Raw genomic sequence first — 16036 nt, 5'->3', positions numbered from 1 at the left:
TATGGAGAAAAATGATTATTCGCCATGGAAACTGTTCAGCGAGAGCTGCGGGAAATACCGTGACAACACATTACTTGTCTATAACGATAATTCTTATACCTACCGGGAGATTTATGACAAAGTTATTGCTTTTTGCAATCTGCTGGAAAAGTGGGATTTTACGATTGGAGGAGTTTATCTTCCCAACTGTACGGAATTTATCACCGGCATGCTTGCCTTAAACCGGCTGAAAAAGGTATTTGTATCATTATCCTACCAGTTCAGGGGGGATACTCTTACAGAGTTGATCAACTATACGGATGTGGAACTTTTAATCACCGATGCAAAAGGCCATGCTGCAATCAAGGACAGCATCAGTTCCATGAACATCAGGACAGTAATTGTTTTACAGGAGAACGGCTCCTTCGACACCTATGAATATCAGAATAAAAATCTTAGGGAACTGCCTGGGATTTCAGAGAATACTTTTGGTATATGCTTTACATCAGGTTCAACATCAAGACCAAAAGGGATACTTTTGTCTAATAAGGCTATCACCGGCAACGCGTTAGCAGTTGCCGAACATCTCGGTTTTACTTCAGAAGAAAAGACGATTATTCCCCGTTCTCTGGCCCAGGCGAGCCCTATTTCAGGTGATGTGCTGATGGCGATCAGCCGCGGCGGCGGCATCATACTGCTTAATAATGTATTCCATCCCGCCATATTTTTAAAGGCGGTTCAGGAATACAAGGCCACAAATTTCTACATTGTAAGGACAATGCTCTTGCAGGTGCTGGAATATTCCCAATTGAAAAACTATGACCTGAGCTCAATAAAAAGAATACTTATCGGAGGCATGGTAAATCCTCTGACCATTTATCAGAAGACTGCCCAGGCCTTCCCGGCGGTGAGGGTGTATAACGCGTATGGAACCTCTGAGGCCTCGGCAAGGGTGACCTTCGGAGAACATGAGGATGTGATTTCCCTGCCCTGTGTCATTGGAAAGCCCATGAGAGGCAGCGACATAAAAATATACAGGGAGGATGGAAGCGAGGCCGATACAGGTGAAATCGGAGAATTGTACATAACCTCGGATTATATGATGGACGGCTATTATAAGTCTGACGAGCTCACCAGGGAGGTATTGGGGGCCAAAGGCTTCCGGGTGAGGGATCTGGGTTACAAGGACCGGGAAGGACGGTTTTTTGTACTCAGCAGGAATGATGACATGATCATGCAGGGAGGCAGCAGGGCTTACCCCATTGATATAGAGGAGGTACTGCTCAAGAATCCTGCGGTGAAGGAAACCGCAGTAATTGGAGTGGAGGACGAAAGGCTGGGCCAGAAGATAGTTGCCCTGGTTGTATTGAAGGAAGCGGGCAGCCTTGAGGTTAAGGACATATATAAATGGTGCGTTGCTGAGCTTGAAGACAGAAAGGTTCCCAAAGAAATATATATCATACCTGAAATACCGAGGAATGTCATAGGGAAGATCAGCAAGAAGGATATAAAAGAACTGTATACCAGTTTAATTACGAGACAGGAGGCTATATGATGAAAAGGGAAGACATATCAATAGAAAGACAGTTGGTGCTTTTAACCGCTGTTGAAATGGATGATTCTCAGGGAGAGACTCTGAAAAATATGCTGTCAGGGCATATAGAATGGTCCGAAGCCATTTATCAGATGGTAACACATAGAACCTTGAACATGTTCCGCTATAATCTTAAAAAGTTCGGGCTATTCCATCTGATGGAACAAGAACTTCAAAGGCTGATGAATACCCAATGGGGAGTTTTTAAGGAAAGGAATAGTTTTTACCTTTCAAAGCTTGTGGAAATCTTGCAGGAATTTGATAAAAAAAATCTGGTGGTTCCAATCCTGAAGGGAAACCTTCTGGCAAGTATCGTATATCCTGAAATTGAAACAAGGATTTTCAATGACCTTGATATGCTTATGAAACTGGAGGATGTGACTCCTGTGGTACAGACCCTTGAGAGCATCGGCTACATTCAGGGCAATTATGATGAGGAAAATGATGTAATAGTGGAAGTTTCAAGAAAAGAAAAAGTGCTTCACCAGATGGCAACCCACGAAATCCACCAGTTCTTGAAGCTGAGTGAAAGCAAGTTTGCAAAACTGGTGGAGGTGGATGTAAACCATGATATCCTCTGGAAGGGAAATTGTCCGTATAAGGTGCTTACCAAAGACCTTATAGAAAGGGCTGTTCCTATTGAACTGAACAATACCAGAGGCTATATGCTGGATTATATTGACAACATCATCCAGTTGAGCTGCCACCTGTTCAAGGAGGCCTGCCTTATGATATGGATAGCCAGCCTGAAGGATTTGAAAATATACAAGTTTGCAGATTTGTATATGTACATAAGGAAGTTCTATGGAAAGATTGACTGGAATGCGCTTGTGGATAGGGTTAAAGAATATAAGCTTGAAAAGATAATATTCTATAATTTCTATTATATAGAGCTTATGTTTGGAGAGATAGTGCCAAAGTCCGTAATGGAAAGCTTGCAGCCTGAGGATTTGGAATATCTGGACCAGTATGCCATAGAGAACAAGGAACCGTCAAAATGGGAGTTTGACTTTTTCACCCGCCTGTTTGACGTCAACAGAATTTTGAGTATAGACAAAAGCAAGGCAGAGGGTATGACCAGATTTTTGGATGCAAAATTCGGCTAAAAGGGCCGAGGCAAATAAATGCATTTGAAATCCATGACTTGATTGAGGAGAGATACCATGGAAAAAAGGACAGTTACCATACTCTGTTCAGGCTTTGGACTTGGGCTGTACATACCGGGCTTGCTGGCCGCACAAAGATTGAAGGAAAAAAATATTTCAGCCCGGGTGGAAGTATTTGAAAACCTCATGTCAAAGGATAAAAGAGACAATATAAAAAAAAGCAGGAAGGCGTATCACGGCAACTTTGCCCTGGCACAGATGTCCGCAAGAATGCCCATGGATATCAGGCAGAGTATTGACAGCCAGTTGGTGGACCAACTGCTGGAAAGCTGGCTGGAAGAAAAGAAACAGGACTTCATTATTCTTTCAGGCCACTGGCTGTATGTGCTGGAGGAGTACAGGAAAAAAAACGCACCGGCTGCAATAAATGCTGAAATCCTGTATGTGGACTGCGATCTGCCTCCCTCATGGAAGAGCTTGAAACAATATTTCCCTGATTATCACAAGGACTACAGGGAGATATGGCTGTACGATTTTGAAAATATGAAACTTCAATATCAGATTCCTGTGTCCAAAAGCGAACCAATACCATTTCACCAAAGGTCTGAGAGATTTATCATTCACGGAGGCGGTTGGGGCATGGGAACCTACAGGACAAAAATACCGGAACTCAGAAGCAGGGGTTTGTCTCTGGACATAGTGGCTTATGAGCCGCAGGAGGCTTCGGAAGGAAGCCCCAGAGACAGATATTTTATGGTGGATCCCGACTGGTGCGCCTGGAATAAAAATAGAAAAGGCTCACACGAATTTCCCCCCATTAGTGAAATTATTTATTCCAGGCCACCACTTTTTTTTAACAAGGAAGAATACCATGATCTTTTTGATGTGACCGGTCAGGACAGGGCCATAATCGGAAAGCCCGGAGCAGGTACCATGATGGATTCGCTGGCATCTGCAACGCCGCTTATCATGCTGGACCCTTTTGGAGAGCATGAAAAAAAGAACACGCAGCTTTGGGAGCACCTGGGCTTTGGCATAACCTATGAAAATTGGGAGAAGGCAGCCTTTTCAATGGATATACTGGAAAGTCTGCATAAAAATTTACTGGTCGGAAGGAAGGCAACAGTTGACTATACCGAGGACTATAAGAATAAAAATGGTCTTGTCTGACAGTAATTGACTTTACTCCAGGGTTAAAAATATAAAATTTAATAAGAGGTGCTATATGAAAGCTTCAGTAATAATTCCTACATACAATCGTAGTAAAATTGTTGAATTGACTCTTTCTTCGCTGGTTGACCAGGATATAGGACGTGAAAATTACGAGGTGATTGTAATTGATGACGGTTCCAGCGATAACACCCGCGAAGTGGTGGAAAGCTTCAAAGACAAAATAAATCTGATTTACTATTTTCAGGAAGACCGCGGATATCGTGTGGCATTGGCCAGAAACGAGGGGATAAAGAGGGCTTGCGGAGAGGTTCTTATTTTCCTTGACTCAGGCATGGCAGTAGGACATTCCTTTGTCAGTGCACATTGTGACGCCCACAGGGAGAGCAGCGGCAATGAAGGCTGTGCTGAGGCCAGGAAGGTGGTCATAGGATATGTATTCGGTTATGATCCCGATTACTACACTCCAGACAGCATACCTCCCATAGTAAACTTTAACGACCCCGATACTACACTGAGAGAGCTGGAGAGAACCCGCGAATATCCCGACATAAGGACGTCGGTTTATCTGCAGGTCAGTGATGAAATTAACAGACTGCCAGCACCGTGGACTCTTTTCTGGACAACCAATGTCTCGGTGGAGAGGTCCATAATGCTGGAAGCAGGCTGCTTTGACGAGGAATATATAACCTGGGGCATAGAGGACCTGGAATGCGGCTACCGGCTTTTCCAGAAGGGCGCTGTCTTCATTCTTTCAAGAAAGGCCTCGGGGATACATTATCCTCACGGCCGGGAAAACTATACCAATATAATAAGCAACCAGCGCAACAAGAGAAGGTTTTATCAGAAGCATCCCAATACCGACCTGGAGCTCTTTATGGCATCCGGCCCCTTAAGATTTAACCAGCATTATGAAGATTACCTCCTGTTCAAAAAACAACTGGTGAGCATACCTTCATATTCTGAATTAATTACCGGAGAGGCCGCTGAAATTCTTTCGGAAGAGTTATCGGGAATGCGGAATATTGTTTTCGGCTGTCAGGACGGATACCTGCTGGGAGTGTGCAAAAGTTCGGCAGGTATTGAAAAAGATCCCGAGCTTGCGAAAACAGCCAGGGAAAATAATCCGGAGGCAGATGTACAGGAGTTTATAGGCTGCCGGACCTTTTACGGGACTAAAGAATTTGAGGCTTGTCTGATTGCGGGAAGCGGTTTCGGGCTGCCACAGCAAATACTGGCAGGTATGGTGAGAGAGGCCGAAAGGATAGCAAAGAGGGTATTCTGGCTGGGTACTCCGTTGAATACCCGGTTATCCTGTTTCAAGTATCATCAGATAAGAGACCTTGGAAACGGATTAACACTGGATGAGGTCAACTCCTTACACAACATAATTTTATAAGCAATATTTTATTGATGTGAGGCTTACGATGGAAGATAACTTTATAAAAACTCTCGACAGGGGAATTTTAATAGTATTTGAGGGTATAAGCGGCTGCGGTAAAAGTGAGAATGTGGATAGCTTGCAAAGTTATCTGACTGGAAAAGGATACAAAATCCGTGTGATTGAATGGAATTCAAACTGTATCATCCGTGGAATGATTGAAAAATTAAAATCCTTAAGGCTTCTGACTCCCGGCGTGTATAGTTTTTTCCAATGGCTCAGCTTCGCACTTGATTACTTTTTCATAATCCTGCCCTCATTAAAAAAACGCTGTATAATTCTGGCCGACAGGTATGCATATACAGGCCTGACCAGGGATAAGGCCAATGGCGCCGGAGGCAGACTGGGGAAATTTATATATGGAAGGATTGTCAAACCTGACCTTGTATTTTTTCAGGACGTTAATCCCAGGGTTTGCTACCAGAGAATCCGAAAAAGAGGCAAGTCCCTGTTTCATACCAACAGGCTCATATTGGAAAACCGGATTATTAAAAATAAGGATTTGTTTTACCTTATGAAATTAAGGAAGGAATATCTGCTGCTGTTTAACAATCACACTGTAAAAAATGATACCGATATAATATGGGTCAGAAATGACAATGAAATTGTGAAAAAATACGTTGATGACTTTTTATCAGTTAAAAGGGAGGCACAGGAATATGCCAAAACATTCAATTAGGAATGTGCCCAGGTATTTTGTACCTTATACGGCCGATTGCTTTCAGAATGCATACGGTGCACTGGTTTCATATTACAATTTGAATACCGATCTGATTCTCGCCGACTATCTGTCTTTTATGTTTGACGCCGGGACAGGGTATATAGGCATGAATTTTCTGCACAAGCCCTCAAGAACCTTTGAATTTACAAAAGAAGAGATGAATACCTCCCTTGAATATGTCCGGTTTTCGCCCGCCGTCTGCTATGACAGCGCTGTTTCATCAGAGACAGAAGCTGCTCCTGACGATAAAATCAATATTTGCCTGTATTTTCAGGATGACCGGGACCTTGCCTACCAACGGCTGAAAGAGCTGATAGCTGCTGATATTCCTGTGGTGGTGGTTGTGGATCTCTATTATATGAGCTATCACAGAGCTTATGGGAAAGACCACGGAGCACATGCGGTGGTGGTTACGGGCTATGACGAGGAAGAAGGCTATATCGAGCTTTTTGACAAATACAGTCTTTCAAGCAGTGACTTTGACGGAAGGATACCGGTTGAGGAATTTAAAAGGGCCAGAAGCTCGGAGAACTTTCAAGGAGCATATTCCAAACCCATTAGGAACATGTGGATGGAAGTGGAGGTAGACAGCCGTTTCCACTATAATGACCGCAGATGGAAAGCGATTATCACGGAGAGCTGCAGCAGGATGCTGGGAGAAAAGGACGTTCTGGGTTTTAGCTGCGGGCTTGGGGCAATAGACCAATTAAGGAGAAGTCTGCTCCTTAAAAAACAGGAGCTGCCTGCTGAGGAACTTTTTCCGGAATACAGGCATTATTACAGTCCTGCCTTTAAAATAATTTCAAGGAGCAGAACCCGTTTCGGAGTCTTCCTGAAGCTGCTGGAAGCTGAACTGCCCCGTGGACTTGCGGAGGAAGCTGTCTTCCAGCTTGAGGAAGCTGCAAAGAAGTGGGAGATAATATCAAATCTGTCACTAAGACTGGCAATGACAAAGAATTTAAGCTCCATAGACAATGTGTGCAAGCAACTGGAGGCAATAAAAGACAACGAAAGCCGGGCTGTAGACAAGCTGCTCGGTGGTTTGAAGACAGGAGGCTGACATAATCAGCTATGAGAAATATCAACCTTTTCTGCCTGCCATATGCAGGCGGTTCTGCAGCAGTATACTCAAAGTGGAGTAAATTACTTAACAACGCTATAAGGCTTCATCCCTTTGAAATGGCAGGAAGAGCGGGCAGACACAGAGAGCCCTTCTACAACAGTATGCAGGAGGCGGTGGAAGATGTTATAGCCTTGATTCGGAAGGAGTGCGGCGACAGCGGTGATTACGCTGTTTGGGGCCACAGCATGGGCAGTATCCTGGCATATGAATTGGTCTGCCAGCTTCAGAAGAAAAACCTGAAACAGCCTGTGCATGTATTCTTTTCAGGCAGATATCCTCCCAGTATTGCCAAGGAGGAAAGGAACCTGCATATGCTTCCGGAGCCGGAGTTTGAAGAGGAAGCTGTAAAACTGGGGGGCCTGCCGCAAAATCTGTTCAGAATCAAGGGACTCTTAAAATTGGCACTGGATACCCTGCGAGCGGATTATAGGATTTTGGAAACCTATAAGCCGGGTACGCTTGAAGCCAGGTTCGATTTCGACATATCAGTGCTGGCAGGGAAAGCGGACGAGCTTGCTGAACCCGAGGATATGAGAAAATGGATGAACTATTGCGGCAGACAATGTAAATTTTATTATTTTGATGGAGGCCATTTCTATCTGCACAACCATGCAGAGGAAATAACCAGGATAATAAACAATACCTTGTGCTTGCCGAAGAGGAGGTAGCAAATGGAGGATAAAATACTAAAGGATATTGCTGAACAGTACGGAACCCCGCTTTACGTCTATGATACGGATAAGATAGTTTCTCAGTATGAGATACTTAAGAAAAGTCTGCCGGAGGAATTGGGAATATTCTATTCAATGAAGGCAAACCCTCTGCTTGGTTTGTGCCAGTTGTTCAAAAAGCTGGGCAGCGGAATAGAGGTGGCCTCTTCAGGGGAATTGTATACCGCTGTGGCAGCAGGCTTTTTACCTGGGCAGATTATTTTCACAAGTCCCGGCAAAACCCGTGAAGAGTTGGAGTTCGCCATAGAAAAGGGAATTTACAGCATAAATGTTGAAGCTGTGGAGGAAGCTGTGCTGATTGATGAACTCGCAGCCCAAAAGGGAAAAAAGGTGAAGGTGTCTGTCAGGATAAATCCCGACTTTGACATCTCGGGCTCAAACATTAAAATGACAGGCGTACCCACACAGTTTGGCATAGACGGGATAAATGCCGAAGCTGCCTTTGAAGCCTTGGGTAAGCTTGCAAATATAAAGGTGACAGGCATACATATATATACGGGAACTCAGGCACTAAATGCAAAAAATATAGTTCTCAGCATGGAGGAAATAATAAAGCTCTCCCTGGATTTATCCCAGAGATGCAATTTCCCGCTGGAATTTCTGAATCTGGGCGGAGGCTTTGGAATACCGTATTTTAAGGATGACATGCCCCTGGATATGGAAACCTTTGCAAAAGAATTTTCACTTGTGTGGAGCAGGTATAAAGAGAGGCTTGCAGGTACCAGGGTTTTCGTTGAAAGCGGCAGGTTCCTTATGGCCGAGGCGGGTACCTATCTCACAAGGATATTATACTCAAAGGATTGCAAGGGGAAAAAATACCTGGTTTGTGACGGCGGCTCAAATCAACATGCATCCTCGGCCTTCCTGGGCAGGTATATCAGAAACAATTTCCCCATGCACATTCTGAACAGATGTGAAAACGAAGAGCAGGTAAACGTAACAGGCCCGCTGTGTACTCCTACCGATATCATAGGGCAGAATGTAACGCTGCCCCGTGCAGTTGCCGGAGACGTCCTTGCAATTCACAAGTCGGGGGCATATGGCAGCACTCAAAGTCCGGCATTGTTCCTCAGCCATCCTTTGGCAGCAGAGGTGCAGTATTACCGGGGAAAAACATATATTCTGAGAGAAAGGTGGGGAAAGGAAGATTTCATAAAAGGCCAGAAGGAACTGGAGTTTGAACCCTAGTAAAACATTGGATGAATAGGGTGCATAAATTTGGTGGAGATGTAGTTCAAAAGAATATACCCAAATCATGTGCCGGGATTTACCGAATGTCGTACTGGTATCCGAAGGGCCCTATGGGATTTTTCGTGGCGGTATGGATAGAGAGTTTAATTTGATTAAATATCTTACACAGGACAGGGATAAAGGTGTAATTATCTGGTTGTGCAATATAGGTGCGGAAAAGTACTGGAACAAACTTAGTGCAGGGGTTGTTGACAGGAATGAGGATATTCCGGTCAACAGGATCGAGGAAATGAATCTGCTTGTTTGCAGGGAGCAGGATATCATGATACTGCGCAAGAAGCCGGATGAAGAGTATCTTGATAACCTCGGAAGGCTGGGTTTTTCTATTCCAAAAATATTGACACCCGGGGAAGCGGATCTTCTCACCCCCATATCGGAACTGGTGGTAAAGGATGAGGAGCTGCTTAAAACCCTGAAAACAATTTCAATGCAGAACGAAAATGTATATTTTGTTCCCTATGCGGTCACCTACCTTGAGGAGGAAATAGCAGAAAAAGCCGGGCTGAAATTAATGGGAGCTCCTTCACAGGTAAACGCCAGGATAAATGACAAGATCTTCAACAGAGAAATATCCGAGGAACTGGGCTTCAATGTGTGCAGGGGAAAGGTATGCAGCTCTGTAGAAGAGCTTCGGCAGGAATACCTCGAACTTACGGAGAGGGAACCTTTCTTTGAGAAGGTTATAATAAAAGAGCCAAACGGAGCATCAGGCAAGGGCCTGTATGTCATAGAGAACAAAGAAAAGCTGGAGGCAAGCCTCCGGATGATTGCCAGGTTTTCCAGAGGAAGGTCCGATTCCAAATGGCTGGTGGAAGGCTGGTATAAAAAGAAATTCGATATCAACTATCAGATTTACGTTTCTCCCAAGGGAGAGGTTGACGTATTCTCCATTAAACAGCAGTTGTTAAGGGACACGGTTTATATCGGCTCGGTAATGCCGCCCAGGCTTGACCAGAAAACCATGGATTCCTATGTTGAGTACGGCAGGGTAGTTGGAAAGCATCTCTATAAAATGGGCTTTACAGGCGTTGCAGGAATAGACTCCATTATTACGGAGCAGGATGAAATCATACCGGTTATTGAAATAAATGGGCGTTTTACCCTGTCCACATACATATCGTTTATTTCTCAAATCCTCAAGAATAAAAAGGTATTATCCAGGTATTTCAGGCTTTTACCCGATCATGCGGTGGGATACGCCGACATATGCAAGGCTTTGGAGCAGGCAGAAATACTTGTTAAACCCCTTCAAAAGGAGGGCGTGCTTGTTTATACGGCAGGAACACTTCCTTACATATTGAATGAAGGCGCTGATTATCATGTGGGCAGGGTTTTTACATTAATCGTCTCCGAGGACTGGGACAAAATCCATGAGTACGATTTAATGCTGGAAAATATAATGAACTCGTTTTCGTAATATAAACAACAGGATTAAGAGGAGGAATATGTCATGGAATTGACTGAAAGAATTGAAAATATTATCACATCTGTTTTAAAAATGGAACCTGAGAAAATCAAGGAGATATCTCAGGATGAGACCCTTAACAGAATAGGTGTGGATTCGGTAAACTTCATAGAAATAGTAATCAGTCTGGAGGATGAGTTCGGCATAGCTTTTGAGGATGATGAACTCCTTCTTCAGAACTTGAATACAATAAATAAATTACAGAAAATAATAGGTGACAAACTGGGATGATAATGCAATTGAAGGCCAGGTGCTTTCAAGAGCAGTTTTTCCTGTTGTTCTGAAAGGCGGAAGGTGCTAAAATGGGAAAGGCTTTGGATATTGATTTGTATAAAAACGGATTTGATGTCAGGTATATTGACTGTATACAAGGACCAATAGCAGCAGCTTCAGGCTACTTCAACCATGAGAATTATTTCTATTACTGCTTTCTTCACAGCATACTGGGAAACATGCACAACTATTTCCGGACGGACATCTCGGAACATGCAAACAACATATTGGACGGAATGGGTTTAAGGCTGGAGAAGATAACTTGCTCCAGCCATTCCTTTGATGGGGTGCTTTTAAGGATTACTGAAGAAATACAGGCAGGCAGGCCTGTAATAATGGTGGTAAAATATAATTCCCTGTTTTATAGCATGTACTATAAAAACAGCTCCTTTACAGCCAACCACGGCATAATTGTAAATGAGTTCAATGAGGTGAACAGCACCTTTGGAATCAAGGAGGCTACCCTTCTCAGAGACAGCATCGATGCCTATGAAAACAGGGATGTCTTTTTCTCACTGCATTTAACCTATGCTATGCTCAAGGACGTATGGGAGGACTCAAACCGGCAGTTTCGGGCAGATAAGGCATTTTTTGAGGACAGTATATACTCACTGCGTAAAACTGAAGAAATTGAGCTCAATATGAACAAGGTATTAGGCATGGCCTTGACCATGCTTAAAAACAATAAAAACGGATTGATAAGTGAAATTAATGATTTCCAGGGTGAAAAGAATTTCAGTAACTTTATACAGGTAAAGCGGCTGAGATTCTCAGGCTGCCTTAAACCCATATTCAGCCTGCTGTACAAGCAATGTGCCCTGCTGAAGCTTGATGAAACCCGGCTTGAAAACCTTGAAAAAGAGCTGGGCCAAATCAGGGACAAAGTTCTTAATGTATTGAACAGGGCCAGCCATAGGGGAGAGGTTATAAGCCGGGAACGCAAGGACGAGCTTAGCAGTCTTGTGGCAGAGGGAGACAGGAGGCTTGCGGAGCTTGTTGAAAGCCTTATGGTGGATGAGAGCAGAAAAAGACAGGTTGACTATTTTGTTGATATAAAGGCTCTTTATAATAACCAGGCCTTTGAAGAAGAGTTGAGAGACGACTCAATTGCCGACATTACCGGAGAAGGGACCCACTATATTTTCAAGGATGTGGTTGTGAACACCGCCTGGAAAAAGGGGGAATACTGCTTCCATTATTCATACTCTCCCGGATGCAGCGACAACATAAGCTGTTCAGGTCAGGAGATATGGGTGGACGGAATCAGTGCAACCCATCTGAGCATTCTAGGGTGTGCCGAGTATGGGAATTATAATGAAGAGATAATTATAGAATATTCAGACGGCAGGAGCCATACTGTCAAGGCGGATTTTTCCGACTTTTTTCAGCCCCCGGTCTTTCTGGAAAATGTTTATTGGGCAGGAGAGGCAGCGGTCAGGAAGAATGGAAAAACTATATATCAAAGCTTTAATTCAAGGCTGTTTGCAAAAAAATACAGTATAGAGTCCGGTGCAATCAGCAGATTGATTCTGCCGGAGCGCAGGAACGTACATATCTTTGCCATGACCCTCTCGCTGGAGGAATGGGACTGATCCCTGGAGCAGCCTATGGCGCATAAAGGTTAACAGTAATTAAAGTTGAAAGCAACATATATAAGAGCAACCTGTATATACTATAAAAGATATATTAATATAAGTTGGAAGCTTTAAGAAGATATTGCGGTTCAATAATTTGACTCGTTGTGCAGGTCAATAACAGATAAGTTTGCAAGTCCCGGGAGTGAGTAGCATTTTCTGACTGTTACCATATTTTTAATCAGAACTATAGGTTGATTTATATTTGGGTTAAGGATTTCGGCTTAATTGGCGATAGAGTATATACCCTCTATTAACAATGTACAATACGTTTTTGAGCGGCGAATTTGGCTTGCGGCTGCGTTGAAGCCGCTTGCAAGGCACAAAGCATTCCTTCGCGTCTTCGCCTTGTCGCAAACCAAATTCTCTCGCTCAAAAATCTCCAACCTCACGCCGAGATATTTTGTCAACTTTCGAGGCGGATGGACGCAGCCTTGCTGACGCAAGGCAAGGACGACAACAAAGAAAGGTGGCAAAATAGCTGACGTGAGGCGTGTTATACATTGTCAATAGAGGGTAATATACCAGGACATATACCGGATATTGGGATATGTCCTGAAACAATTACAGAGAATGTTTCAGGAGGATTGAATGAGTAATATTTCACAGAGAATTGACAGGCTTCCGGCCACGCCTTTGCTTTGGAGGGTACTGTTTCTGACAGGTATCGGCTGGATGTTCGATGCAATGGACCAGGGAATGGTTTCGGGAGTCATGGCCTCCATAGGCAGGGAGTGGAAGCTTTCTCCTTCAGACCTGGGCTTGCTGGGCAGTGCGTCCGCAGTGGGTATGGCAGTGGGTGCGGCAGTGGCGGGCATGGTTGCCGACAGGCTGGGCAGGAGAACGGTTGTAACCTACACACTTGTCTTATTTGGCATAGCCAGTGCTTTGTCAGCCTTTTCACCAAACTTTCATTTTCTGCTGCTATTCAGATTTTTTACCGGATTGGGCCTGGGGGGAGAGCTGCCTGCTGCCTCTACACTGGTAAGCGAATATTCTCCTGCAAAAATCAGGGGGAGAATGGTGGTATACCTGGAAAGCTTCTGGGCCTGGGGTTGGATTATCGCAGCACTTATTGCGTATCTTCTGATACCTGTATACGGATGGAGAACAGGCTTTTTGCTGGGCGGAATTCCTGCATTGTACGCTGCATATATGAGAAGGGGAATCCCTGAGTCGCCAAGATATCTGGAGCAAAACGGACAACTGAAGCAAGCAGATGAGATTGTAAGCAAAATGGAGCAGCAGGCAGGCTTCAGCAGTGAGGCGCTGCCGTTGGAAAGCGGGGCCGGGGAAGCAGACAGGAAAAAGGTACTTCTGTCTGAGCTGTGGTCAAAAACCTATATCAGGCGGACTGTTGTGCTGTGGGTATTATGGCTGGGGATCAATTTCGGATATTACGGCTTTGTTCTCTGGACACCTACCCTGCTGGTGGGCAAGGGCTTCAGCCTTGTAAAGGGCTTTGAATTTACGCTGATAATGTGTATAGCCCAGCTTCCCGGATATTACAGCTCCGCATATCTCATAGAACGGATAGGCCGGAAGGCGGTTCTGGTCATATACCTTGCAGGAACTGCGGCGGCAGCTTATCTGTTCGGGCATGGGCAAAGCGGGAATGCTGTGCTTGTTTCAGGCTGCCTGCTCTACTTTTTCAGTCTGGGAGCCTGGGGTGCCGTATATGCCTATACACCTGAAGTATATCCCACCAGGATAAGAGGGAGCGGCACAGGCTGGGCGGCGGCTGTGGGACGCATAGGTGCCATTCTGGCTCCTTACATCGTGGGAGTGTTGTATGAATCCCAGGGTAAGGAGGCAGGCTTCAACAATGTCTTTTTAATCCTTACAATAGTCTTTGCGGTAGTTGCTGTGGTTGTTGCGGCAGCGGGTATTGAAACCAGGGGCAGGACGCTGGAGGAAATCAATACCTTGAAATAATTATTATATAGAAAGCACATTCATACCCGGCGGCTGGATAAATTATACAAAAAGCTGTTTTATTTGACCTTGAAAGTATATATAATAGTATTAAATTAACTTGTCGTACCGGCTTAAAACAGACAGAAAGCCGTCCTCCCGGGATATGTAGACTTATCTGTTAAATTAACTGGCACAACAGGTTAATTTAACTCATAGTGCGGGTTAAATCGTATAAATACTGAAAAATGGAAGGATGGGGGAAAACAATGGTTACATGCAAGAATCTATTTGAGAATAAAAACATTGAAATCATTGAAACCAGGGGTGAGGTCAAGGTCCTTGAATATAAAAAGGATATAAGCGTTGACACAGGAAATGCCATGGCAATGTATTACGCATCCCAGATGAATGTCAGAAAGAGACAGGTCCTTATAGAACTCAACAACAGTGCATATACAATAAGTGCGGGAGCAATGCAGTGGACGGCAGGTGCCGTGGCTATGGCAGCCGATGTAAAGGGACTGGGTGACCTTCTGGGAAAAGCCTTGTCTTCAAAAGTGACGAAGGAATCGGCAATCAAACCCAAATATCAGGGTAACGGCCTGCTGATGCTGGAGCCCACTTACAAGCATATACTTCTGGAGGAGGTCTCCGAATGGGGCGGTATGGTATTGGATGACGGCTTGTTTCTGGCTTGTGAATCCAGAATTCAACAGTCTGTTGTAGCCAGGTCGAATTTTTCTTCGGCGGTGCTGGGGAAGGAGGGCCTGTTCAATCTTTGCCTCAGGGGAGCGGGTGTTGCAGTACTTGAAAGCCCTGTTCCCAGGAATGAGCTGATAGAGTTCGTGCTCCAGAATGACGAGGTCAGAATTGACGGAAATTATGCCATAGCCTGGTCGGATACCCTGGATTTCAGGGTGGAAAAATCCAGCAAGAGTCTATTGGGTTCCGCTGTTTCAGGAGAAGGGTTTGTAAATGTATACCGGGGAACGGGCCGGATTCTGCTGGCTCCCGTAGGCTAGAAAAATATCGTTGACACGAACATATGTTCGGTATATTATATATATATCATAGTTAAACAGGTGATATGTATGGTTGAATATTTTCTTAAAGCCTCTCTGGAGAGAAACAGGATTATAAATATTATCTATTTAAAGAATAATGAGATTACTGAGAGAAACATCAAGGTTTTTGCTATTGACCGTGGAAATGTAAAGGCCTTTTGCCTTTTAAGAAAGCAGAACAGGGTGTTCAAGATTGAAAACATCCTGTCTGCCGGCTTTGCCGTCAGCAGACCTATGCGGATGGCGGAATAGCAGTATAAAACTACTTAAATTAACCTGTCGTGCTAGTTAATAAAGTCTTTAAGAGACAAGTTTGCAAGTCACGTGAGGACGACTTTAAAGAAATGCGCAGTATGATTAAAAGCTTTTCGCTGAAATTGTGGGCTTACAGCATGCTGTTTTGGCAGTTAAATTGACAGGATGTCAATTTAAGCAGCCCTGGAGACCTGGATGGTCGAGTTGCTGCGACGGCTAAAATAAGGTATACAATTTCGCCAAAAGCGTTATATACAAGCATTTATTTGAGGCTCGTCCGGGAGTGAGTAGCATTTTCTGACTGTTACCACA

General features: G+C 44.3%; 14 protein-coding genes. All 14 read left to right on the top strand.

Going from position 1 to position 16036, the window contains the following annotated elements; all coding sequences use genetic code 11:
* Nucleotide 1 precedes the first annotated feature (1 nt).
* The 14 genes from CLHUN_RS06080 to CLHUN_RS06015 all read left to right on the top strand — a co-directional run bounded on the left by CLHUN_RS06080 (nt 2) and on the right by CLHUN_RS06015 (nt 15721).
* Nucleotides 2-1534, top strand: a complete 1533-nt coding sequence (locus CLHUN_RS06080) for a class I adenylate-forming enzyme family protein (protein ID WP_080063688.1) — start codon at nt 2-4, stop codon at nt 1532-1534.
* Nucleotides 1531-2679 (top strand): nucleotidyltransferase domain-containing protein, encoded by a 1149-nt coding sequence (locus tag CLHUN_RS06075; RefSeq protein WP_242656450.1) that lies wholly within the window; start codon nt 1531-1533, stop codon nt 2677-2679. Before CLHUN_RS06080 ends, CLHUN_RS06075 begins: the two co-directional genes overlap by 4 nt.
* Before the next feature lie 57 nt (nt 2680-2736).
* Nucleotides 2737-3849, top strand: a complete 1113-nt coding sequence (locus CLHUN_RS06070; RefSeq protein ID WP_080063686.1) for a UDP-glucuronosyltransferase — start codon at nt 2737-2739, stop codon at nt 3847-3849.
* A 55-nt stretch (nt 3850-3904) separates the two neighbouring features.
* On the top strand, nt 3905-5248 hold the full coding sequence (locus CLHUN_RS06065) for a glycosyltransferase (RefSeq protein WP_080063685.1): 1344 nt from the start codon (nt 3905-3907) through the stop codon (nt 5246-5248).
* A gap of 28 nt (nt 5249-5276) precedes the next feature.
* Nucleotides 5277-5969 (top strand): dTMP kinase, encoded by a 693-nt coding sequence (locus CLHUN_RS06060; protein ID WP_080063684.1) that lies wholly within the window; start codon nt 5277-5279, stop codon nt 5967-5969.
* Nucleotides 5950-7071, top strand: coding sequence for a BtrH N-terminal domain-containing protein (locus CLHUN_RS06055; protein WP_080063683.1), 1122 nt, complete (start codon nt 5950-5952; stop codon nt 7069-7071). Before CLHUN_RS06060 ends, CLHUN_RS06055 begins: the two co-directional genes overlap by 20 nt.
* 11 nt (nt 7072-7082) lie before the next feature.
* Nucleotides 7083-7802, top strand: coding sequence for a thioesterase II family protein (locus CLHUN_RS06050; RefSeq protein ID WP_080063682.1), 720 nt, complete (start codon nt 7083-7085; stop codon nt 7800-7802).
* A gap of 3 nt (nt 7803-7805) precedes the next feature.
* Nucleotides 7806-9053 carry a diaminopimelate decarboxylase gene (lysA, locus tag CLHUN_RS06045; protein WP_080063681.1) on the top strand — a complete coding sequence of 416 codons (1248 nt, stop codon included), beginning with the start codon at nt 7806-7808 and terminating at the stop codon, nt 9051-9053.
* Nucleotides 9054-9204: 151 nt separating this feature from the next.
* Entirely contained in the window at nt 9205-10533 is a 1329-nt protein-coding gene (locus tag CLHUN_RS06040) for an ATP-grasp domain-containing protein (protein WP_242656449.1), read from the top strand.
* 33 nt (nt 10534-10566) lie between these two features.
* Nucleotides 10567-10812, top strand: a complete 246-nt coding sequence (locus CLHUN_RS06035) for an acyl carrier protein (protein WP_080063680.1) — start codon at nt 10567-10569, stop codon at nt 10810-10812.
* 71 nt (nt 10813-10883) lie between these two features.
* Nucleotides 10884-12446, top strand: coding sequence for a hypothetical protein (locus CLHUN_RS06030; protein ID WP_080063679.1), 1563 nt, complete (start codon nt 10884-10886; stop codon nt 12444-12446).
* A 633-nt stretch (nt 12447-13079) separates the two neighbouring features.
* A complete protein-coding gene (locus CLHUN_RS06025; protein ID WP_080063678.1) occupies nt 13080-14423 on the top strand; it encodes an MFS transporter in 1344 nt (447 codons plus the stop codon).
* A gap of 248 nt (nt 14424-14671) precedes the next feature.
* Nucleotides 14672-15427, top strand: coding sequence for an AIM24 family protein (locus tag CLHUN_RS06020; protein WP_080063677.1), 756 nt, complete (start codon nt 14672-14674; stop codon nt 15425-15427).
* 69 nt (nt 15428-15496) lie between these two features.
* Nucleotides 15497-15721, top strand: a complete 225-nt coding sequence (locus tag CLHUN_RS06015; protein WP_080063676.1) for a hypothetical protein — start codon at nt 15497-15499, stop codon at nt 15719-15721.
* Nucleotides 15722-16036: the final 315 nt, after the last annotated feature.

The organism is Ruminiclostridium hungatei, assembly GCF_002051585.1.
GTDB classification, from domain to species: domain Bacteria; phylum Bacillota; class Clostridia; order Acetivibrionales; family DSM-1351; genus Ruminiclostridium; species Ruminiclostridium hungatei.
Note: the sequence above shows the minus strand (reverse complement) of the source record. Positions and strands in the feature narration are given on the sequence as shown.